The organism is Sphingobium estronivorans (genome assembly GCF_008692605.1).
Taxonomy (GTDB): domain Bacteria; phylum Pseudomonadota; class Alphaproteobacteria; order Sphingomonadales; family Sphingomonadaceae; genus Sphingobium; species Sphingobium estronivorans.
In genome coordinates, this window is the sequence record NZ_LFCT01000023.1 from 53,831 (window position 1) to 74,970 (window position 21,140).

The 21,140-nt window shown below is 60.3% G+C and carries 15 protein-coding genes; 10 read left to right on the plus strand and 5 right to left on the minus strand.

Features of this window, described 5'->3' with window-relative positions; translation table 11 throughout:
- The first annotated feature begins 19 nt into the window (after positions 1-19).
- Together F7P65_RS16145 and F7P65_RS16150 are read left to right on the plus strand one after the other, a co-directional pair.
- Positions 20-529, plus strand: coding sequence for an aromatic-ring-hydroxylating dioxygenase subunit beta (locus F7P65_RS16145; RefSeq protein WP_150293433.1), 510 nt, complete (start codon positions 20-22; stop codon positions 527-529).
- Between the two features lie 246 nt (positions 530-775).
- The gene (locus tag F7P65_RS16150; RefSeq protein ID WP_150293435.1) at positions 776-2,968 is read left to right on the plus strand and encodes a TonB-dependent receptor; all 2,193 of its coding nucleotides are present in this window, start codon (positions 776-778) and stop codon (positions 2,966-2,968) included.
- A gap of 976 nt (positions 2,969-3,944) precedes the next feature.
- Here the strand turns inward: F7P65_RS16150 and F7P65_RS16155 are convergent.
- From F7P65_RS16155 to F7P65_RS16170, 4 genes are read right to left on the minus strand one after another with little or no spacing between them, the layout of a single operon-like run.
- Positions 3,945-4,811 carry an HTD2 family dehydratase gene (locus F7P65_RS16155; RefSeq protein WP_162854669.1) on the minus strand — a complete coding sequence of 289 codons (867 nt, stop codon included), beginning with the start codon at positions 4,809-4,811 and terminating at the stop codon, positions 3,945-3,947.
- An 8-nt stretch (positions 4,812-4,819) separates the two neighbouring features.
- Complete coding sequence (locus F7P65_RS16160) at positions 4,820-5,989, minus strand: acyl-CoA dehydrogenase family protein (protein WP_150293439.1); 1,170 nt, start codon at positions 5,987-5,989, stop codon at positions 4,820-4,822.
- Between the two features lie 24 nt (positions 5,990-6,013).
- On the minus strand, positions 6,014-7,369 hold the full coding sequence (locus tag F7P65_RS16165; protein WP_150293441.1) for an MmgE/PrpD family protein: 1,356 nt from the start codon (positions 7,367-7,369) through the stop codon (positions 6,014-6,016).
- Entirely contained in the window at positions 7,366-8,193 is an 828-nt protein-coding gene (locus tag F7P65_RS16170; RefSeq protein ID WP_150293443.1) for an HpcH/HpaI aldolase/citrate lyase family protein, read from the minus strand. Before F7P65_RS16170 ends, F7P65_RS16165 begins: the two co-directional genes overlap by 4 nt.
- Positions 8,194-8,360: 167 nt before the next feature.
- On the opposite strand from F7P65_RS16170, the gene F7P65_RS16175 reads away from it, so the two are divergent.
- The 4 genes from F7P65_RS16175 (at position 8,361) to F7P65_RS16190 (ending at position 13,425) form a co-directional block, all read left to right on the plus strand.
- On the plus strand, positions 8,361-9,374 hold the full coding sequence (locus F7P65_RS16175) for a LysR family transcriptional regulator (RefSeq protein WP_205452124.1): 1,014 nt from the start codon (positions 8,361-8,363) through the stop codon (positions 9,372-9,374).
- Positions 9,375-9,422: 48 nt separating this feature from the next.
- Positions 9,423-10,586, plus strand: a complete 1,164-nt coding sequence (locus F7P65_RS16180) for a zinc-dependent alcohol dehydrogenase family protein (protein ID WP_150293452.1) — start codon at positions 9,423-9,425, stop codon at positions 10,584-10,586.
- 171 nt (positions 10,587-10,757) lie between these two features.
- A complete protein-coding gene (locus F7P65_RS16185; RefSeq protein ID WP_150293454.1) occupies positions 10,758-12,206 on the plus strand; it encodes an aldehyde dehydrogenase family protein in 1,449 nt (482 codons plus the stop codon).
- A 70-nt stretch (positions 12,207-12,276) separates the two neighbouring features.
- Positions 12,277-13,425, plus strand: coding sequence for a CaiB/BaiF CoA transferase family protein (locus tag F7P65_RS16190; protein WP_150293455.1), 1,149 nt, complete (start codon positions 12,277-12,279; stop codon positions 13,423-13,425).
- Between the two features lie 247 nt (positions 13,426-13,672).
- On the opposite strand, the gene F7P65_RS16195 is transcribed toward F7P65_RS16190, so the two are convergent.
- Positions 13,673-15,355 carry an MFS transporter gene (locus tag F7P65_RS16195; RefSeq protein ID WP_150293457.1) on the minus strand — a complete coding sequence of 561 codons (1,683 nt, stop codon included), beginning with the start codon at positions 15,353-15,355 and terminating at the stop codon, positions 13,673-13,675.
- 227 nt (positions 15,356-15,582) lie between these two features.
- Between F7P65_RS16195 and F7P65_RS16200 the strand changes: the two genes are divergently transcribed.
- The 4 genes from F7P65_RS16200 to F7P65_RS16215 all read left to right on the plus strand — a co-directional run bounded on the left by F7P65_RS16200 (position 15,583) and on the right by F7P65_RS16215 (position 21,112).
- A complete protein-coding gene (locus F7P65_RS16200) occupies positions 15,583-16,455 on the plus strand; it encodes a tyrosine-protein phosphatase (protein ID WP_162854670.1) in 873 nt (290 codons plus the stop codon).
- 120 nt (positions 16,456-16,575) lie between these two features.
- Positions 16,576-17,778 (plus strand): acetyl-CoA C-acetyltransferase, encoded by a 1,203-nt coding sequence (locus F7P65_RS16205; RefSeq protein WP_150293461.1) that lies wholly within the window; start codon positions 16,576-16,578, stop codon positions 17,776-17,778.
- Positions 17,779-17,801: 23 nt separating this feature from the next.
- On the plus strand, positions 17,802-19,958 hold the full coding sequence (locus tag F7P65_RS16210) for a 3-hydroxyacyl-CoA dehydrogenase NAD-binding domain-containing protein (RefSeq protein ID WP_205452125.1): 2,157 nt from the start codon (positions 17,802-17,804) through the stop codon (positions 19,956-19,958).
- Positions 19,955-21,112: an acyl-CoA dehydrogenase family protein gene (locus F7P65_RS16215; protein WP_150293465.1), complete on the plus strand. Its 1,158-nt coding sequence runs from the start codon at positions 19,955-19,957 to the stop codon at positions 21,110-21,112. Before F7P65_RS16210 ends, F7P65_RS16215 begins: the two co-directional genes overlap by 4 nt.
- The last annotated feature ends 28 nt before the right edge of the window (positions 21,113-21,140 follow it).

Sequence of the window (21,140 nt, forward strand, 5' to 3'; positions counted from 1 at the left end):
GACAAATCGAGGCTGATCGATGTTCCTGAATGCAGAGCTATGTCATGAAGTAGAGCAATTTTTATACATGGAAGCGGCGTTGTTGGACGAGCATCGCTATACTGAGTGGTTTGAACTGTTTACTGAGGACTGCCATTACTGGATGCCCGTTAGACAAACGAGGCTTGCAAGGCAGGAGGACGCGGAGTTTTCCCAGCAAGGGGAAATCGCTTTCTTTGACGAAGGCCGCGCGGAACTCGAGAAGAGGGTAAGGAAGCTGGAGAGCCCCTATGCATGGGGCCAGAGTCCGGCGCCCCGCACAAGGCACATGTGCACGAATGTCAGGATTGCCGAGGTACATGACGACGAGATAACGGTCAATTGCAACTTCCTTTTCTATCGCTGCTCGCTTGAAGTCGAGGAGGATTATTTTGTCGGTCGCAGGGAGGATGTTCTGCGCAAGGTTGATCAAGGGTTCAGAATTGCGCGAAGGACGATCCTTTTGGACCAGACCGTCATAACTGCGAAGAACATGAATCATTTCTTCTAAGTATTATCTCGCCCGGCGATGTAGATGCCGGGTTGATGGGAGCGGGCCAGATCGCGTCTTGCCTGACATGCGAACAGAGGTCGCTTTTCTTGGATATAGGTGACCTGCGGAAGACATGATTAGAAACGATGTATTGATCGTCCCGGAAGGAGGCCTTGACCGTAAATTCCGGATCCACGTTCGGCATTCGAATTGGGAAAGGCGGATGGACAGCCGTCAGAAAGCAATGCCGCGATCGATACATGAATGGCCAAATTAAAATTCAATAAGTGGGGAGTGATGATGAGAATCTTTTCAATCAAGGGTGCCGCGCTTGCCGGGACTATCATTTGCGGGAGCGTTTCGTTGCCCGCGCTGGCGCAAGCAACGGCGGTCGAGCAGGAACGTAGCGGCGGGATCGGAGACATTATCGTGACGGCTCAGAGGCGCGATGAGCGGCTTCAGGATGTTCCGGTTGCGGTCACGGTTGCGTCCAACGAACAGCTTCAGGCGGCAGGCGTGGACAGCGTCGTCGACTTGCGCGTGGCTGCGCCGGCGCTGAATTCGACCGCGTCCAGCGGCATCTTTTCGAGCAGCATTCGCGGCGTCGGCTCGCTCGGTTTTTCGCCGGGTCTTGAATCGCCCGTGGCCCTTTATGTCGATGGCGTCTACATCGCTACACCGCTCGCCAGCGAACTCGCGCTCAATAATATCGGCGGCGTGGAAGTGTTGAAGGGTCCGCAGGGAACCCTGTTTGGACGAAATGCGACGGGCGGCCTTATTCAGGTGAGCACGGCTGAACCGAAATCAACGCCGTCGGGCAAGTTTTCGGCTGAATATGGAAGCTACAACAATCTCGTGGGGACGGGATATGTTTCCAGTGGAATCGCGGATGGCCTAGCGATGGACCTCGCCGTACGAGCGCAAACGCGCAACGGCTATGGCGAGAACATCACTACTGGAGAGGATGTAGGCGACATCCATCACGACATTCTAGTCCGCTCGAAAATCTTGTGGAAGCCAGGGCCAGACACCCGAATAACGGCGATCGGCAATTATTGGGACGGGCGTAACCGCGCCGGCTACAGCGTCGGAGCCCCGGGCACTGTCAATGGCTGGACGGGTCGGGTGAACCCTGATCTTGGCTATGATACGGATACGGATCTCAACTTCGAGCTGGATGGCTGGACGGCGGGCGGTTCGTTGAAGATCGAACATGATATGGGCGACATCCGCTTCATGAGCCTGACCGCATATCGCAAGGCCAATCTGCGCATCGACCGCGATCTCGACTTCACGCCATCGAATGTCGCTATCCTCGACCTGCTTCAGACCGACAAGCAGTTCAGCCAGGAACTGCAGCTTAGCTCGATTGGCTCGTCGCGACTGAAATGGACCGCCGGCGTTTTCTATTTCAATCTGACCAGCGCCTATCCTCGCATTCTAGTCGACCTTTCCAACAGTGTGAACGCTGCGGCCATCACGATCGATGCGACACAGCAGGGGAAGTCGGGCGCCGTCTACGGTCAGGCGACGTACGAGATTACGGATGGTACGAACCTGACGCTCGGCGGACGGTATACGTCCGAACGGCGCGAGGAGAAAAATTCATCCCAGTTCATCGATCCGGTCGGTATCTCCGGCTTCCTGATACCGGTCGCCGACCGCCGCCGGACAGACAGCAAGTTCACTTACCGCGTGAGCCTGGACCATCGCTTCTCCGACGAGCTGTTGGCCTATGCTTCCGTCAATACCGGGTTCAAGAGCGGCGGTTACAACACCAACTCGCCTGGCGAGCCCGCCTTCAAGCCCGAAAGTCTCACGGCCTATGAAGTCGGCCTTAAGTCGGATCTGTTCGACAGGCGGCTTCGCATTAATCTGGCGGGTTTCTATTATGATTACAAGGATTTGCAAGTACAGCGGACCGGCACCTTCGCGCTGATCGTCTTCAATGGCGCAAAGGCCCGGATCTATGGGGTCGATGCTGATGTCACGGCGTCGCTGACCGACAATCTGACGCTTACCAGCGGTTTCGCGCTGATCGACACGAAGTTCAAGAGCTTTGAGGGCTGTCCCATCGCCCAACCCATGGGCGGTATTCCTCAAGTCACCGGGTCATGCACGGGCAACGACGTGCCTTTCGCGGCGAAGTTCACAGCCAGTGGAGCGCTGAACTACACAAGGGAAGTCGCATCAGGAGAGTTGCAGGCCTCAGGGAACATCTATTACAATAGCGGATATTTCTTTGAATCTGACAATGTCCTGCGTCAGGCGCGTTATGCAAAGTTGGGGGCTTCCTTGAAATGGACGTCGAAGGACGGCTATTCGATCTCGATCGTGGGCCGCAATCTGACGGATCGCCGGACGTTGGCGTCTGCGGGCTCCCAATCCAACGGCAATTTGACTAGCACGTGGGCGGACCCCAGGACCTTCAGCGTCATTCTGGGCATGCAGTTCTAGGTACGCGAGCTAAAGGAAAGCGGCGGCGTGCATGATGTATGATGGACTTCATCGTAAACGCCGCCTGTCTTTCTGACGGATGCTCGTCGATACGGGCGAAGGAATGGCCGTGGAAAACGGCCTCATATCCTTGAGCACGCAACCCGTGAGCGTGGCGCCGCGCCGCGCAGTCGGTTTGTGTTCAATCATTCTAGCGGTTGAAGGTTTTGACGTCATATCGGTCGGCCTCGCAGCGACGGGATTTGCGCGTGAAGCAAACATCGGAGGCGGCGCGCTTGGCGCATTGCTGGCAGTCAAAGTCGCAGAGCGGAGGGCTGCGCGACATTTTTCGGGCGCGCCGCCGACAGGTTCGGCCACCTCACCATCGCGCCCGGATGCTTGGCGCTGGTGGCGCTGGGGGATTCCCGCAGTGCAGGCTCAATCCTTCTCCGGCCGCTCTGGCTTCCGGGACGGCCAACGAGGAAGGACGCGACCGAGCCGCGGCGTTGCTTGGCGTCGGCGACACGATCGGTGCGGCGATGGGAGGTCTGGCGTAAGCTTTTCTTCTGTCGTTCCTTTCTTGGCGTTGGATTTTCCTGACGGGTGGATTGCTGACGATGCTGACCTTGGCGCCTCGAACGCACCATTTATGAATTTACGCCCTAATCGCTAAGCGATCCAAGGTGTCGCTGAACCGGATCAATGCGCTTCTGTTGCGATATGAACTCAACATTGTCGTGCCCATGCCGCTCAGGACTGATGAAGCCCCATCGCCGGGGATCGCCGGATTGTTCGGCAACGGGCTTTGGCGAACGACCGCCATGCTCAGGTTGGCTGGCCTCAGCAGCTTGCAGCTTGATGGGACTCAACGAGATACAGCGCGGACCCTATGGGTTGCTCTCCTGCGAGCCAAAACTCGGTTTGCTGTTGATAGGGATAGGCGATCTTGTCGTGAAGATTCATGACTCTCCCTCGGGCATCTGCGTCTGCAAGAGGCTCAGCACATCGGATCCGTCCACGCGCCGATTGCGCTCATGGTGATCGCGCCGGTATGATCGATAGCCGCGAAAGCTCCTTTTTCACCCTCCATGTCGCCTTGCACGTGAAAGGAACGACCCAGAAACAAGGGACGCGCAGCCCGATAGTCGAAGATGGAGGGGTATCGTCCGTTTGCCATGCCGCAGGCCAAGGATAAAAGGCAGGTGGCCTGAAGCGGACCATGCACGACAAGATCTGGATAATTTTCTACCCCTCTGCAATATTCTCGATCATAATGGATCTTGTGCGAGTTAAAAGTGACGGCGCTATAGCGTTGTAACAGAGTAGAGGAGGAAATGACCTCGCGCTTTTCCTGCGCCTCGACAGTCGCTGAAGGCCCGGAGGCGGCCGTTGCCAGAGGGAGAATTGATCCGTTCATTTCTCGATACACGATATCTTGTCGTTCGTTGAGGATCATGTCACCGTCGCAGAAATAGTCATGCTCCACGGTGACGAAGCAGAGGATCCCGCCTTTCCCCTGCTTCATGTAAACATCTTCAATGCGGGAGCGGCAGAGGATGCTTTGCCCTACCAAGAACTCGCCCCGAAACCGGAGCTGTCCGCCTGCCCACATGCGCCTTGGCAAGGGCACCGGCGGCAGGAAATCGCCGCGCGGGGGATGGCCGTCGCTCCCCAGCAAGTGCATGGGCGCAATGTCCGGCGCCAGGCACCAGTGGATGCCGGCCGGAGCGGGGTCGCCATGCTTGAGGTCCACCGCCCCGTCCAGAATCGCGGATAGCGAGTTGGCTAGACGTGGTGTGATGATGTCGTGATATTCACGCTCTGATCCGATCCACAGCCGCAAATGGTCGATGTCAAGGTTCATGGACATGCTCAAAAGGAACGCGGCAGACCAAGCACATGCTCGGCTACATATGACAGGATCAGGTTGGTCGAAATCGGCGCGACCTGATAGAGGCGAGTTTCCCGGAACTTGCGTTCCACATCGTATTCGCAGGCGAAACCGAATCCGCCGTGGAATTGAATGCAAGCGTTGGCCGCCTCCCAACTGGCCTTGGCCGCCAGATATTTCGCCATGTTTGCTTCCGCACCGCAGGGCAGACCTGCATCGAATTTGCGGCAGGCCTCATATCGCATCAGGTTGGCCGCCGCGATTTCGATGTAGGACTCCGCGATCGGGAATTGCACACCCTGATTCTGGCCGATCGGCCTGCCAAAGACGACGCGATTCCTGGCATAGTCCGTCACGCGATCAGTGAACCAATAGCCATCCCCGACGCACTCCGCCGCGATGAGCGCGCGTTCCGCATTGAGTCCGGTCAGGATATATTTGAAGCCGTGACCCTCGCTGCCGATCAGATTGTCCGCTGGAATTTCCAGGTCGTCGAAGAAGATTTCGTTGGTTTCATGGTTCACCATATTTTCGATCGGTCGAACCGTCATTCCCTTGGTCATCGCCTCCTTGATGTCGACGATGAAGATCGACAGCCCTTCCGACTTCTTGCTGACCTGGTCCAGCGGCGTCGTCCGGGCGAGCAGGATCATCAGGTCGGAATGCTGGACCCTGCTGATCCACGTCTTTTGCCCGTTGATCACATAACGGTCGCCGACACGCACTGCCGCCGTCTTGATCTTCGTCGTATCCGTTCCGGTGGTGGGTTCGGTGACGCCCATCGACTGGAGCCGTAATTCGCCCGTGGCGATCTTGGGAAGGTAAGTCCGGCGCTGCTCTTCCGACCCGTGCCTGATCAGGGTGTTCATATTGTACATCTGGCCGTGACATGCGCCTGAATTGCCGCCCGACCGGTTGATTTCCTCCATGATCACCGATGCTTCGGTGAGACCGAGGCCCGCCCCACCATATTCCTGTGGGATGAGCGCGGCCATCCACCCTGCGCGGGTCAGCGCATCGACGAATTTCTCGGGATAAGCCCGTTGCCGGTCGACATCGCGATGATATTCAGCCGGAAATTCCGCACAAAGCGATCGGACGCCTTCGCGAATATCCCTGTAACTTTCCTGAAACGGATCAATGTCGGTCATCTGATCTGAACCTCTGTCAGCGTGTTATTTGAACCAGTTGCGCATGTTGTCGGCCTCGGGCAGGCTCCTGATTTTCAAGAGAAGCGCTCCTTCTTCGCCGTTCATCACAGGGCTCGCCAGGATGTGGAATTTGGTCGCGATGGCGTCATCGTCTGGGAAACTTGCTGGCTCGCCCGAGGGGTCGGCGATGAGCATCCGGTGAAGCTCGCCCCGCGCGCGCAGCTTCACGATTGCGCCAAAGGGATGGCTGTGGCCTTCGAGCAGTTCGTCCCGTACGACGGTGACCCGGTCCGAGAGGTCATCGGCCACTTCCGCGCCGATCAGATCATAATCGTCCCAGCCGAACCGTCCGCGTATGATGGCAACGGCCGCAGCGAAGGGCATGGAGAACTGGCCATCCACGATCGCCCTGACGCGGCGTTTCTCCCCCATGGGGTCGCCGACCAGCACGATGCCGTTCCGGTGCAGTCCGATGGTGATGGATTCTATGTCGGCTGGCGTCAGGTCCAACTGTCGCCGCAGGGCGAGCAGGCCGTCGACCGCCGCGTGGGTGTAGCGGCAGGCCGGGTAGGGTTTGACTCCGATGCGCATCGTTTCCCAGATCTGGCCCAGCCCTGCTGCGGCTCGATGCGGATCGGCGCCATCGCTGTATGCGGAAAGGAAGCCATGCTTGCCGTCAATCGCGTCGATCGCGCCTTCGAACCCCTCTGCGGCCAAGGTCGCCGCGATCAAGCCCTTCATCGACGCTTCGCCGACCTGATACCGTTTGTTCCAGGCCCCGTTGACGAGAAATTGTAATGAGCCTGCGGCTTGGCTGGCCGCCGTCCCGAAGGCGGAGATCATCTGGTGCGTCTCGAGCTTCAACAACCGGCCTGCGGCGACCGCGGCGCCAAAGACCCCTGCGGTCGCCGTGGGGTGAAAACCCCGGGCATAGTGCGCGGCGGGATCGAGCGCGACGCCGAGCCGGCAAGTGATCTCCAGACCGAGGACGATCGCGCCAAGCAATTCCTTGCCCGTTGCGCCGGTGATTTCGGCCGCCGCCAGCGCGGCCGGAACAACCGGCGCGCTGGGATGGAGCGAACTTTCCGCATGTGTGTCGTCAAAGTCGAGCGAATGCCCCAGCGCGCCATTGAGCAGCGCAGCCGCCGCAGGGCCATAGCGGCGGTCCATGCCGAACACCGTGCAATCGGCGCCCCCGGTCAGACCCAGGCGCTGGATCATGGCCAATACCGCTGGGGTGGATTCGGATTCTTTTGCGGCTCGGATCGCCGAACCGATCAGGTCCGTCGCCAGCGCGAGCGCGCGTCCGCTCACATGATCCGGAATATCGCTTAGGTCGAACGTCGCCGCAAAGCTGGCTATGTCATTGGTATAGCTCATTGGTTTTCTTTCGGAGAGTAAATTTGCACCTGCGTCTTGATCTGCCGGGCGCGGGCCAGCACAGGAGCGTCGATCATCATGCCGTCGATCTGAACGACCCCCTGCGCTGCCGACGCGGAAAGGACGCGATCCGCCCACTCAACTTGCGATCGGGAGGGCGCGAAAGCCTGACGCGCAGGCTCCAGTTGGGCAGGATGGATTAGCATCTTGCCGCCGAAGCCAAGCTCTCTGGCATGGCGGCAATCGTCTTGCAGCACGGCGTTATCGTTAATCGCCGTCGTCACCCCATCGAGAGGCGCGAGCAATCCTGCAGCCCTCGACGCCAGCGCAATGTGGAACCTGGCCGTCAGGAGCGATTGGCGCGTGTGCTCCATCCCCATGTCTGCCGCGAAGTCGAAAGAGCCGAATGCGAGCCGAGCGGCCCTGGTAGCTATGGAGTTGACTGCGGCGAGGCCTTGGGCCGTTTCGATCAGCGCGACGACAGGGTGCGACGTGGCCTCCGCAATCTGCTCCATTTCATCTTGCGATTGGGCTTTGGGGACCATGACGGCCGATAGAGGAAGGGTGCGAGCGAGGGCCAGGTCTGCGGCGTGCCAGTCAGTTCCCGCCGCATTGACGCGCAGGATGATGGGCGCCTGGACTTGAGCGGCCAACAGTTTGTCCTTCAGGGCTTCCCTCGCCCTTTCCTTCGCCTGGGGCGCGACGGCGTCTTCCAGATCGATGATCAGCGCGTCGGGCCGCGCCGCGTCGGCCTTACCGAAACGTTCCGGCCGGTCCGCAGGCACGAAGAGCGGCAGCGCAAGATCAGTCAGCGTAGCTTTCATGAAACCTCCATCTCGCAGCCATGAGCCAAGGCAAGATAGAGATAAAATATATATTTGTTCGCGCGGCGATATCTTCTTTTTATGTCCACAAAAACGGGGCTAAGCTTGGCATTGCCATTTGAGTCGGCCGTTCCCAAGCGGCGAAGCGATGACTTCGGGATAATGACGTGTCGATAGATTTGCGACAACTGCGCTATTTCATCACCATATTGGAGCGGGGCTCCCTTGCGCGGGCCGCCACAAGCCTCAACGTCGCCCAACCCGCCCTTTCGCACCATGTGCGGAATATGGAAGCGTATCTGGGCACGCGCCTTCTGCTGCGCGGCCCCAAGGGGGTTCGAGCAACGGAGGCGGGCGAAACCCTGGCGCGGCACGCGCGGACGATTTTGGGGCAATTGGCCGCTGCGGAAGAGGAAATACGGGGTCATGAACGAGAGCCTGCGGGCGACGTCAGGCTGGCTCTTCCTGGCACGATTTCCGAAATTCTTGCCGTTCCTCTCCTGTCTGCGGTCAGAGAAAATTATCCCAAGGTCAAATTGAGGATCGCCGAGGCGATGAGCGGGTTCGTCCTGGAATGGATGCGACAAGGGCGAGCCGATCTGGGCGTGATTTACAGCCATGTCGCCGAAGAAGGACTGTCAACTAGTCGCCTTCTGGATGAAGAACTGGTTTTTTTCGGCCGCACCGCAAATGATCCCGCCGGGATTGCTGCCTCGGGCGATGCGATGTCTTTTGCGCAACTGTGTGACTTTCCCTTGATCGTTCCAGGGGAAGCCCACGGTCTTCGTCATCTTCTGGATGCGAAGGCCGAGGCGGCCGGCATTAGCTGCAACATCGCGATGGAAGTGGACGCCTATTCCAACATCAAGTCGCTTGTGGAGGCTGGATTTGGCTATTCAGTCCTGCCCCTGAACGCGATCAAGCAGGAAGTCGCGTCGGGGTCACTGACATATTGGCGGGTCGAAAATCCTGCCCTGCAACGTAGCGTTAATCTCCTATTCTCGGTCGATCGCCCGGCGACCAACGCCGTCGCCGCAGTGGTGCGGTGCATCTATGAATGCCTGAGGGACTTGCCCGGCAATGGCGGGTGGATGGGCGTTGCGAATGTGGCTCAGCCATCTGCCTTCGATCTGCTGGACCGACGATCTCTGACTGGCGCGGAAGCACGGCCAACAGAATAGCTCCCTCGGGAATGACCATGGTTACTATCTGTCGAAATAGGAGAGGACATGAAAACGCGCGCGGCTATACTCGAACGATCTCCGATCGACGCTCCCTTCGCTGAAACCCGGCCCTTGCGGATTGAGGAAGTTGAACTCGATCCTCCCGGTCAGGACGAGGTGCTTGTCCGCATAGGGGCAGCGGGGCTGTGCCATTCCGATCTGTCTGTGATCAACGGCGACCGTCCGCGCCCCATCCCGATGGCTCTGGGACATGAAGCAGCCGGCACGGTGGTCTCGATAGGAGCCGGGGTTCACGATCTCACTGCGGGCGACCGCGTGGTCATGACCTTTCAGCCATCCTGCGGGCAGTGCCTTCCCTGCGCACAGGGTCGCGCCGCTCTTTGCATTCCCGGCGCCGAAGCCAATGGCAAAGGCGTTTTGCTGTCGGGCGGCATTCGGCTGCACGACACCAGCCAGGATCCCATATTTCATCATTGCGGCGTGTCCGCGTTTGCCGATTATGCCGTCGTGTCTCGCAATTCACTGGTCAAGGTCGACGCTCCCGATATTCCCTTTGCCCATTTGGCGCTTTTCGGCTGCGCCGTTCAAACCGGCGTCGGTACGGTTCTGAACACATGTCGCGTTCAGCCCGGCGAGAGCGTGGCGGTCGTGGGCTTGGGCGGGGTCGGTTTGGCGGCGTTGTTGGGCGCATTGGCGGCAGGCGCGACGGACATCATCGCAATCGACCTTTCGGATGAAAAGTTGAAGCTTGCGCGCGAACTGGGGGCGAGCCGCTGCTACAATGCGTCGGAAGCCGGCGTGGCGGATCGCATCAGGGCGGACAGCGGGGGAGGGGTGGATCATGCGGTTGAACTGGCCGGCGCCGTTCCTGCGTTCGAACTCGCTTACAAGATCACGAAGCGTGGAGGAACGACGGTGACCGGCGGTCTGGCCCGGCCGACTTCGCAATTCAGCATCCCGGCGGTGAACCTGGTCGCCGAGGAACGGACGGTGAAGGGCAGCTATATGGGATCGTGCATCCCCAAGCGCGACATACCGCGCTTCATCAACCTGTTCCGAGCGGGCAAGTTGCCGGTGGACAAATTGCTCACCGGCATCCTCCGATTGGAAGAGATCAACGAAGGGTTCGACCGGCTCCATCGGGGTGAAGCCGTGCGACAGGTGATTGTTTTCGAAGAGGAACAGTCGCCAAGCGACAGCGCGATTTAGCGCTTGGCGGGGCGGCCCCTATCCAAAATTTTGATAGGGGCCGCCACATCTCTATATTGGGCCGGTTCGAAGCAAAATGCTATCACGCTCCAACACTGCCTTCCGCCTGCGATGAACAGAGCCGCCCTTACCCTGCGTAACCAGGAGGGGCGTCTTCTTTCGAGGAATCATATGATCACTACGCAACCGCTCAATTTTATCGATGGCGAGTGGGTCCAGCCCGTCGAAGGCGCCGTTATGCCCATCCGGGAACCTGCGACGGGGGACATTTTCGGGGAGGTCGCGGACAGCACGGCAGCCGACATTGATCTGGCGGTGCAGGCGGCCCGCCATGCGTTTGATAATGGCGAGTGGGGCCGCCTTACCGCCACCCGGCGCGGGCGGCTGCTCAGCCGTTTTGCGGAAGTCATTCTGGCCAAGGCCGATGAGCTGGCAGAGATCGAAGCAAAGGACACGGGCAAGCCGCAAGGCGTGGCGCGGGCCGACATTGTCGCTCTCGCCCGCTATTTCGAATTTTATGGCGGCGGCGCGGACAAGCTGCATGGGGAGATCATTCCCTATGTCGAGGGCTATCACGTCGGCGTCACGCGGGAGCCCCACGGTGTGACAGGCCATATACTACCCTGGAATTATCCGGCGCAGATGTTCGGGCGGACATTGGCACCGGCGCTCGCCGCCGGGAACGCCACTGTTCTGAAGCCTGCTGAAGATGCCTGCGCGACATCGCTCCGCCTCGCGGAGCTGTCCATGGAGGCGGGCTTTCCGAAGGGAGCGATTAATATCGTCACTGGCCAGGGAGCGGTGGCGGGGGCAGCACTTGCCAGTCACCCCGGGATAGACTTTATGTCCTTCACCGGCTCACCGGAAGTTGGCCAGATCATCCAAAAACTGTGCGCTGATCATTTCATCAACTGCACGCTGGAACTGGGCGGGAAATCGCCGCAGATCGTGTTCGCCGATGCGGATTTTAATTCTGCGATCCCCGTGATCGTGAAGGCGTTAATCCAGAATAGCGGTCAGACATGTTCGGCGGGCAGCCGTGTTCTGATCGAACGGTCCGCTTATGACGACTTCGTTCCGCGCCTGGTGGAAGCTTTCGGCAAAGTTCGGGTCGGTGTGCCCGAAATGAATCTTGACTGTGGCCCGATCATAACTGCCAAGCAGAAGAGGCGCGTCGAAGGCTTTATCGACAAGGCGAGGGCGCAGGGTATCCCGGTGCTCGCGCAAGGAACGATTGCGGATGGTGCGCCCGCTGGCGGTTTCTTCGTCGCGCCGACGCTATTCGGCCCGGTCCCGCGCGAGAGCGAGATCGCCAGGGAAGAGGTCTTCGGACCGGTCCTGGTCGTCCTTCCCTTTGATGATGAAGCGGACGCCATAAAGCTGGCCAATGCTACGGACTATGCCCTGGTGGCGGCGGTCTGGACGCGCGACGGCGCGCGGCAAATGCGCGTCGCCAACCGGGTCCGATCGGGCCAGGTCTTCGTCAACTGCTACGGCGCGGGCGCGGGCATCGAGCTTCCCTTTGGTGGTTCAGGCAAGAGCGGGCATGGCCGCGAAAAGGGTTTCGCGGCGCTGCACGAGTTCACGAAGACCAAGACCACCGTGTTCAATCACGGCTAACGCTGCGCGCAATACATTTTTTGGAAATGGTAGCGCGGGATAACGCTGCTGTGCAGCATGGATGGAACGAATGAAACCTCTTGAGGAGATTACCGTCGTTAGCCTCGAACATGCGATTGCGGCTCCGTTCGCGACGCGTCAGTTGGCTGACCTCGGCGCCCGAGTGATCAAGGTTGAGCGGCCCGGCTCCGGGGATTTTGCGCGTAACTATGACGAACGGGTGCGCGGACTCTCCTCCCATTTCGTGTGGTGCAACCGCTCCAAGGAGAGCATCGAACTCGACCTTAAGTCCGATTTCGGGCTGGAAGCGCTGCGCGCGCTGATCCGCAAAGCGGACGTCGTCGTCCAGAATCTTGCCCCCGGTTCCATGCAGCGTCTCGGTTTGGACTATCAGGCGTTGAAGGCCATCAATCCTGGCATCATAATGTGCGAGATTTCAGGTTACGGCCAGGACGGACCGCACAGAGATCGCAAGGCGTATGACCTGTTGATCCAGGCTGAAAGCGGCTTCCTGTCGGTGACCGGCGATGCCGCCGACGTCGCGAAGGCGGGATGCTCCATCGCCGACATAGCCGCCGGCATGTACGCCTATTCGAACATCCTGTCGGCGCTCCTCTTGCGTCGGGAAACGGGTGAGGGGCGACATATCGACATATCCATGCTCGAAGCGATGGCGGAATGGATGTCTTTTCCCATGTATTACGGATTTGAAGGCGCTGCCCCGCCGCCCCGTGCGGGCGCAAGCCACGCCACAATCTATCCCTATGGGCCGTTTCAGGCCAATGACGGTAGCGTCATGCTGGGCGTCCAGAACGAACGGGAATGGGCGTCCTTCTGCGACGTCGTCCTGCTGGATCGGGACATCGCCCATGATGAGCGTTTCCGGACCAATTCCCTCCGCTCGGCGAACCGCGGCGCCTTGAAAGCCATCATCGAAAAGGCGTTCGCCGAACTGCTTCGCGAGGAAGTTCTTCGAAGGCTCGATGCGGCGAAGATCGCCAACGCCAGCGTCAGTCAGGTATCGGACCTGTGGACGCACCCCCAACTGGCGGCGCGGGGTCGATGGACACAGGTTGGAAGCGGCGTAGGTTCCATACCCGCCCTATTGCCGCCTGGACAAACCGCTGCCCGTATGGACCCCGTGCCAAAGCTGGGTGAACATACGACGAAGATACTGGCAGATTTGGGTTTGAGCGAATGTCACGCCCGCCAGGGCTGAGTGGAAGATTGCCGGGCCTCGCCAACCTTCCGTCTCAGGTCAGACTTAAGAGCGGAAAATGACGATGGCGGATATTTCCATCCTGTCGCCAGCCCTTTGTATGCGCGGACACAATCGGGATCTATCATGCGCTCGGTCGGGAGCGAGGTCCGGATGCCATAGACACCGCCGAGTCCGGCTCGGATACGCCCACCGTTCGTACCGCTCTTCGTTCGCGCCAAGTGCGATGTTGGTGTCTGGGAAGGCGCTAAACCGAACCCGTGGGACTGAAATACGGAAGCAGCTCTTGCTTTGAATCCAACGAATCCGCCTTCCAGCGTACCGAGCCATAGGGGCGCTCCAGGCGCCGAGTGGCTTTCCGCGTTCCCCCGCGATGAAAGGCATTGGCCTGCAACTGCAACTCGATCTCCGCTCCGGAATAGCGATCGCGCATGTGCAGATAGTCCCCCCATGTCGGGCACTGATAACGCTCGGTCCATATGGCAGGATTGGCAATGTCCCGTGCGACCGACCAGTTGAAGGCGCCGATTTGCTGCCGCGCGCGTCGCAGCTTCATCATGATTTCATAAAAGGCGCGGGCCTGTTCCGGATCGACGTCATATTCGGCCTCAATCACAATTGGCCCCGAGCGCATGGTCAGCGGCATCCCGACGTCGGGTTCGTGCGTGAGCTTAGCTGGCGCCTGCACTTCTTCCATGTTGCCGGGGAGAGCTAGAAAGTATCCGGCGCCGCAAGTGAGGATTGAGAAGACGCCTGACAAGATGATGGCGATACCCACGCCATGCGCGGCCGCAATCATACCCCAAACTGTGGCACCGGCGGCGATGCCCGCAGTCATCGCGCATGTGAACAGCGATAATGTGCGTGCGACCACCCATCTGGGCACGGAGAGTTGGAGGCTCACATTCAGCAGAGCCGCCGTGATGATATACACGATGCCGAAAATGAAGAACGCCGCAACAGTAAGGGCTGTCGAGTGGCTGAACCCAATCACCATCAGCGATAACCCGGCGACCACGGCCGCGATTCGAATCGCGGCCTCCGTTTCAAACCGCGTGCGGATGCGGCTCACCATTGTCGCGCCCGCGATTGCGCCCGCTCCCTGCGAGCCTAGCAGGACACCAAGCGTGATCGCGTTTCCTGAAAGCAGGTCTTTGACGATGAGGGGGGCCATCGCCAATATTGTAGCATTGGCCCCAAAGCCAAACAGCAGCGTGCAGACGAGAACAGCGCGGATGCCCGGAGAGTGGAGGGCGTATCGCATGCCCGATTGAATGGCGCGGTCAATCCGTTCCGGTGGCAGGCGGGAAGGAATCTGGTTTCGCTTCCAGCAGAAGAAGGCTGCAAGCAGGGGAAGATAGCACCCTGCGGTAAGCACGAAGACCGCCTTCGCTCCCGATAGAACGATGACAATGCCGCCCAGCGCCGGGCCAAAGCTGCGGGCAATATTATAGCTGATCGATGACAGGGCAATGGCGGCAGTGAGATTGGGCCGCGAAACCTGTTCCGGGATCGATGCTTGCCATGATGGCGAGAAGAGGGCCGTACCAATGCCAACCATTGCGCAGAAAGCCAGGAGAAGCCAGGATGTGGTGGCGCCCAGAATGGCAATGGCGGCCAGAACGCTGACTGCCAGCGCCGAAAAGCCAAGCCCTGCCATTGCCACCTTACGGCGGTCCAGCATATCGGCAAGCGCGCCAGCGGGGAGAGTGACTGCGACTATGGGCAGCATCATTGCGGTCTGGATCATAGCCACCATCGTGGGCGAATGGCTGAGCCGGGTCATTTCCCAGGCTGCGGCAACACCGAACATCAACTGACCTAGATTGCTGAAGATGCTGGCCGACCAGATGTTACGGAAGGTCCGCTCTCGCAGCGGACCAAGGGGGGCTCCGCTGTCAGAATCTTCACGATTTGACCGAGTTTGCACGATTCCCCCCCCTTAAAGCGGTTGGATGGACCAAAGGCTTGGCTTGCCCTGACGGTCAAACTCCCAATATGACAGCAGGGGGAGAGGCCACTATCACACGATAGGTTGGAATAAGTTCTCAGTCCATATCATGGCATCTTTCGATGGGGCTGCGTGGTATGGACGCACGAGTGGCGAAAGCGCGGAAATCGGCCAGGCGACAAAGCAGCAGTTTGAGTAAGGGTCAGATGATGAAATTTTCCCGATCCGCAGCCGGGTGCTTTTCCAGATTGTTGTTGGTTTTGGCGCTGCCGTTTGAGATCGCCGCCGCTGAAGCCCCTGCCGCGCTGCCTCAGCCGCCGGCGCAGTACAGCTACGATCGGGCGCTGCCTCTGGACGGTGGGCAGAATTTCAGAGACCTGGGCGGCTATCCGACCGAAGACCATCGCCATGTTCGCTGGGGCCTGCTGTTCCGTTCGGGGTCCTTGCATGCGCTGACCCCGGCGGATTTCAGCTACCTCAAAATGCTCGGCCTGCGGACGGAGGTCGATTTCCGGTCGACGCAGGAACGTGCGGCGGAACCGACAGACTGGCCGACGGGTCAGGCGCCGCAAATCCTGGCCGATGATTATGATTTCGCCATTCTGGGCCGGCACATGACCAACCTCCAGGACATGACGCCCGACGAAGTCCAGGCCAAGATGGTAGAGATGTATCCGGTTATCCTCGACCAGTTCAATGGTCAGTATCGACGGCTGTTCGACCAGTTGCTGGCAGGGAAGGTGCCGCTCGCCTTCCATTGTTCTGCCGGGCGGGACCGCACGGGCATTGCCGCCGCCCTCGTGCTGACGGCGCTCGGCGTTCCGCGCGAAACCGTGATCCAGGATTATCTTTTGACGAATCGCTATTTTCAGATGGCTCAAGTCGGCCCTGCTGCGCAGACCTGGGGGAAGCTTCCCCCCGCCATGACGAAGGTGATGGTCAGTTCGGCACGGCCATCGATCGAGGCGGTGTTCAAGCTCATCGACGGCTATCCCGGCGGCGCGAAAGCCTATCTGCGGGACCGTCTGGGACTCGACCAGCTCAAGATCGCGCGTCTTCGCGCTCTATACACCGAATAGGGGAAACCGCTGCGCGAGCAGCTCTCGACCCGCCCTTCGATAGGTGGCGAGAGCGTCGGTCGATTCAATGTGAGCGTATGGCCTGGCTCAACAAGGCCCAGCGTTTAGCAGGATAGATCGATGGAAGCCTATATTTACGATCATGTACGCACCCCCCGTGGCAAGGGTCGCCCGGACGGAGCGCTGCATGAAATTCCGTCCGTGCAGATGGCGACGCAACTGCTGCAGGCGGTGCGGGAGCGCAATGCGCTCGACACTGCACTGCTGGACGATGTGATCATCGGCATGGCCCAGCCGGTCGGCGAACAGGGGGGCGTGCTTGCCCGCGCGGCGGTGCTGCAGGCTGGCTATGCCCAAACGGTCGGCGGCCAGCAGATCCACCGCTTCTGCGCCACGGGCCTTGACGCGGTCAACCTGATCTCGGCGCAGATCCATTCGGGCATGATCCAAGCGGGCATCGGCGGCGGCGTTGAATCGATGAGCCGCACCGTCATGGGTTATGACAGCGGCGCCTGGACCGCCGACCCGACGATCGCCTACACCAACCATTATGCGCCGCAGGGCATCGGCGCGGACCTGATCGCGACGCTGGACGGCTTCAGCCGCGAAGATGTGGACGCATTCGCGGTCGAAAGCCAGAACCGGGCGGCGCAGGCCTGGGCCGAGGGACGCTTCAAGGGCGCGATCGTGCCGGTGAAGGATGTACTGGGCGACGTGATCCTCGACCATGACGAGCATATGCGCCCCGGCACGACGCTGGACAATCTGGCGAAGCTCAAGCCCTCTTTCGAAGGGTTCGGCAAGGCGGGCTTCGAGGCGGTGGTCAAGGACCGTTATCCGCAGATCGAGGAACTGAACTATGTCCATCATGGCGGCAATAGCTCCGGCATCGTTGATGGCGCGGGCCTCGTCCTCATCGGATCGAAGGAGTTCGGGGAGAAGGCGGGCTTGAAGCCGCGTGGCCGCGTGCGCGCCTATGCCAATATCGGATCGGAACCGACCATCATGCTCTCCGCCCCGACGGCGGTCTGCCAGAAGGCGCTGAGGTCCGCGGGCATGAGCAAGGACGACATTGACCTCTGGGAGCTGAACGAGGCTTTCGCCAGCGTCGTCATGCGCTTCATGAAAGAGATGGATGTGCCGCATGACCGGATGAACGTGAATGGCGGCGCCATCGCCATGGGCCATCCGTTAGGCGCGACTGGCGCGATGCTGGTGGGCACCGTCCTCGACGAACTGGAACGGCGTGACCTCAACACCGGAGCCATTTCCCTGTGCGCGGCCAACGGCCTGGGCACAGCCTGCATCATCGAGCGCGTCTGAGCGCGAAGCGGAAAGCCAAGAACATGCGACACATGAAGATCGAAAAGGCCGCCGACGGCTTCGCTACCCTCATCCTCGACAATGCCGATGAGTCGATGAACATCGTCAACGACGCCTTCATCGCCGACATGGCGGAGGCGACCGCCGCGATTGCCGCCGACGACAGCATCAAGGGCGTGATCCTGACCAGCGCGAAGAAGGCGTTCATGGCGGGTGCGGATCTGAAGCAGCTTGTACGCGGTTATAGCAAGCAGGAAGCCTATGCCTTTTCGCAGAAGGCGACGCAGATGCACCGCGCGATGGAAATGTCCGGCAAGCCCTGGGTTGCGGCTATCAACGGCCTCGCGCTGGGCGGCGGTTTCGAACTGGCGCTGGCTTGCCATTACCGTATCCTGGTTGACGATGCCAAGGCAGTGGTCGGCCTGCCTGAAGTCAATGTTGGGCTGCTGCCCGGATCGGGCGGCACGGTGCGCTTGGGCATCATCGCGGGCATGAAGACCGCGCTCGACCTGCTGCTGTCGGGCCGCACCGTCGCGCCCGCAGAGGCGCTGAAGCTCAAGATCGTGGACGAAGTCGCGCCGGGGGACGCGCTGATCGATCATGCCCGCGCCTGGCTGGCGACTGGTCCTGCTCCGGTCAAGCCCTGGGACGTCAAGGGCTGGGTGCCGCCGCAGAAGAAGGGCATGACCGTGCCCGAGGACGCGCTGGCCTATACGCTCGCGGCGGCGAACATCGCCAAGAAGGGCTACAACACGCCTGCGCCGCTCGCCATCCTGTCCTGCGTATTCGAAGGACTCCAGCTACCGTTCGACAAGGCGCTGACCGTCGAGGGCAAGTATTTCGCCAAGCTGCTGAGCGATCCGGTCGCGACCAACATCATCCGCACCAGTTTCATTTCGAAGCAAGCCGCCGAAAAGGGCGCCCGCCGCCCCGCAGGTGTGGCAAAGAGCGAGGTGAAGAAGGTCGGCGTGCTCGGCGCGGGCATGATGGGCGCGGGCATCGCCTATGTTTCGGCCAGTGCGGGGATTGAGGTCGTGCTGCTCGACCGCGACGTACCGACCGCGCAGAAGGGCAAGGATTATTCGGTCAAGGTGCAGGGCAAGCTGGTCGAAAAAGGCAAGCTGACCCAGGCCAGGGCGGACGAGGTGCTGGGACGGATCACTCCGACCGACGATTATGCGCTGCTCGACGGCTGCGACATGATTGTCGAGGCCGTGTTCGAGGATATCGGCATCAAGGCCGACACGACCCGCAAGGCCGAGACGGTGATCCCGCCGAGCGCCATATTCGGATCGAACACGTCGACGCTGCCGATTTCCCAGTTGGCGCAGGCATCGAGCCGGCCCGACAAATATATCGGCACCCACTTCTTCTCGCCGGTCGACCGGATGGGCCTGGTCGAGGTGATCCGCGGCAAGCAGACCTCGGACGAGACGCTGGCGCGCACGCTGGACTTCATTGCTCAACTGCGCAAGACGCCGATCGTGGTGAACGACAGCCGGGGCTTCTACACCAGCCGCGTGTTCCGCATGTTCATCTTCGAAGGCGTGGCGATGGTGGAGGAGGGCATCGATCCGGCGCGTATCGAAAATGCCGCGAAGGCTGCCGGCTTCCCAACCGGGCCGCTGGCGCTGCTTGATGAGGTGACGATGGAACTGCCGGTCAAGATCGTCGACGACGCGGCCGGCACGGAAGGCAACACTTACACGATCGAGAGCGGCCTGCCGGTGTTGAGGAAGATGATCGGCATGGGGCGCGGCAGCCGGAAGGCCGGCGGCGGCTTCTATGATTATCCCCAAGGCGGGTCGAAGCGTATCTGGAAGGGCCTTGCCGAGCATTTCCCGGTCGCGGCGCAACAGCCCGATCAAGACGAGCTGAAGCAGCGTTTCCTCTACGCTCAGGCGATGGAAACCGCGCGCTGCCTGGAGGAAGGCGTGCTCGAAACGCCGCAGGACGCGGATCTGGGCGCGGTCTATGGCTGGGGCTTCCCGCTTTGGACCGGCGGCACGATCAGCTATATCGACACCGTTGGCATCGAGAATTTCGTGGCGCGGGCGGACCAACTGGCCATGAAGTTCGGGGACCGCTTTCTGCCTTCCGCCTGGCTGCGGAATAAGGCGCAGCGGCGCGAGCCCTTCTATGGAGAGGCTGCGCCGATCAAGGAGCGGGAAATGGCATGAAAAGGCTGATCTTTGAAGCGGAGCATGAGCAGTTCCGGGAAAGCGTCATCAAATTCATGCAGGCCGAAGTGGCGCCGCATGTCGATCGGTTCCGCGAAGAGGGCATCGTTGACCGCGAACTGTTTCTGAAGGCCGGGGCGCAGGGGCTGATCTGCACCTGGGCCGATGAGAAATATGGCGGCGCGGGCATCGATGACTTCCGCTTCGAGCAGATCATCATCGAAGAAAATATGCGCCATGGCGACATCGGCTTTTACATCAACCTGCATAATGATCTTGTCGCGCCTTATATAGCCAAGCTCGGGACCGACGAGCAGAAGGACCGCTGGATGCCCGGCATCGTCAGCGGCGAGAAGATCCTGGCCGTGGCGATGACCGAGCCGTCGACCGGATCGGACCTGGCGGGCATCCGCACGCGGGCCGAAGACAAGGGCGATCACTGGCTGCTCAATGGGGCGAAGACCTATATCTCCAACGGCATATTGTCGGATCTGGTGGTCGTCGCCGCGCGCACCGATCCCGATGTGAAGCACAGCCTGGGCCTGTTCGTCGTCGAACGGGGGATGGAAGGTTTCGAGCGTGGGCGCAAGCTCGACAAGATGGGCCTGAAATCACAGGACACCGCCGAGCTGTTTTTCAACGATGTGAAGGTGCCCAAGGCCAATGTGCTGGGTGATCCGGGTCAGGGCTTCGGCTATCTCGCTCGCTTTCTTGCGCAGGAAAGGCTGGTCGCGGCGATTGGCTTTCTGGCGACAGCGCAGACGGCGTTCGACATCACGCTGGACTTCGTCAAGGAACGCCGTGCCTTCGGCAAACCCATTGGAGCGTTCCAGAATACGCGCTTCAAGATGGCGACGATCCGCGCCGAGCTGGACATGGCGCAGACCTATGTCGACCAGTGCGTCTTGCTGCTCAACGCAGGCGAACTGAAGGCCGAGGATGCCTCGGCGGCGAAGCTGCTGACCAGCGAACTGGAAGGCCGGGTTATGGACGAATGTGTCCAGTTGCACGGCGGCGCGGGCTATATGAACGAATATCGCATTTGCCGCATGTATGCCGATGCCCGGATCAGCCGTATTTTCGCGGGCACATCGGAAATCATGCGCGAGATCATCGGCCGGTCGCTGGGGCTGGATGAGCGCAAGCTCAGTTGATAGGGGCCCGAGAGCGGGCGAGGGAGAA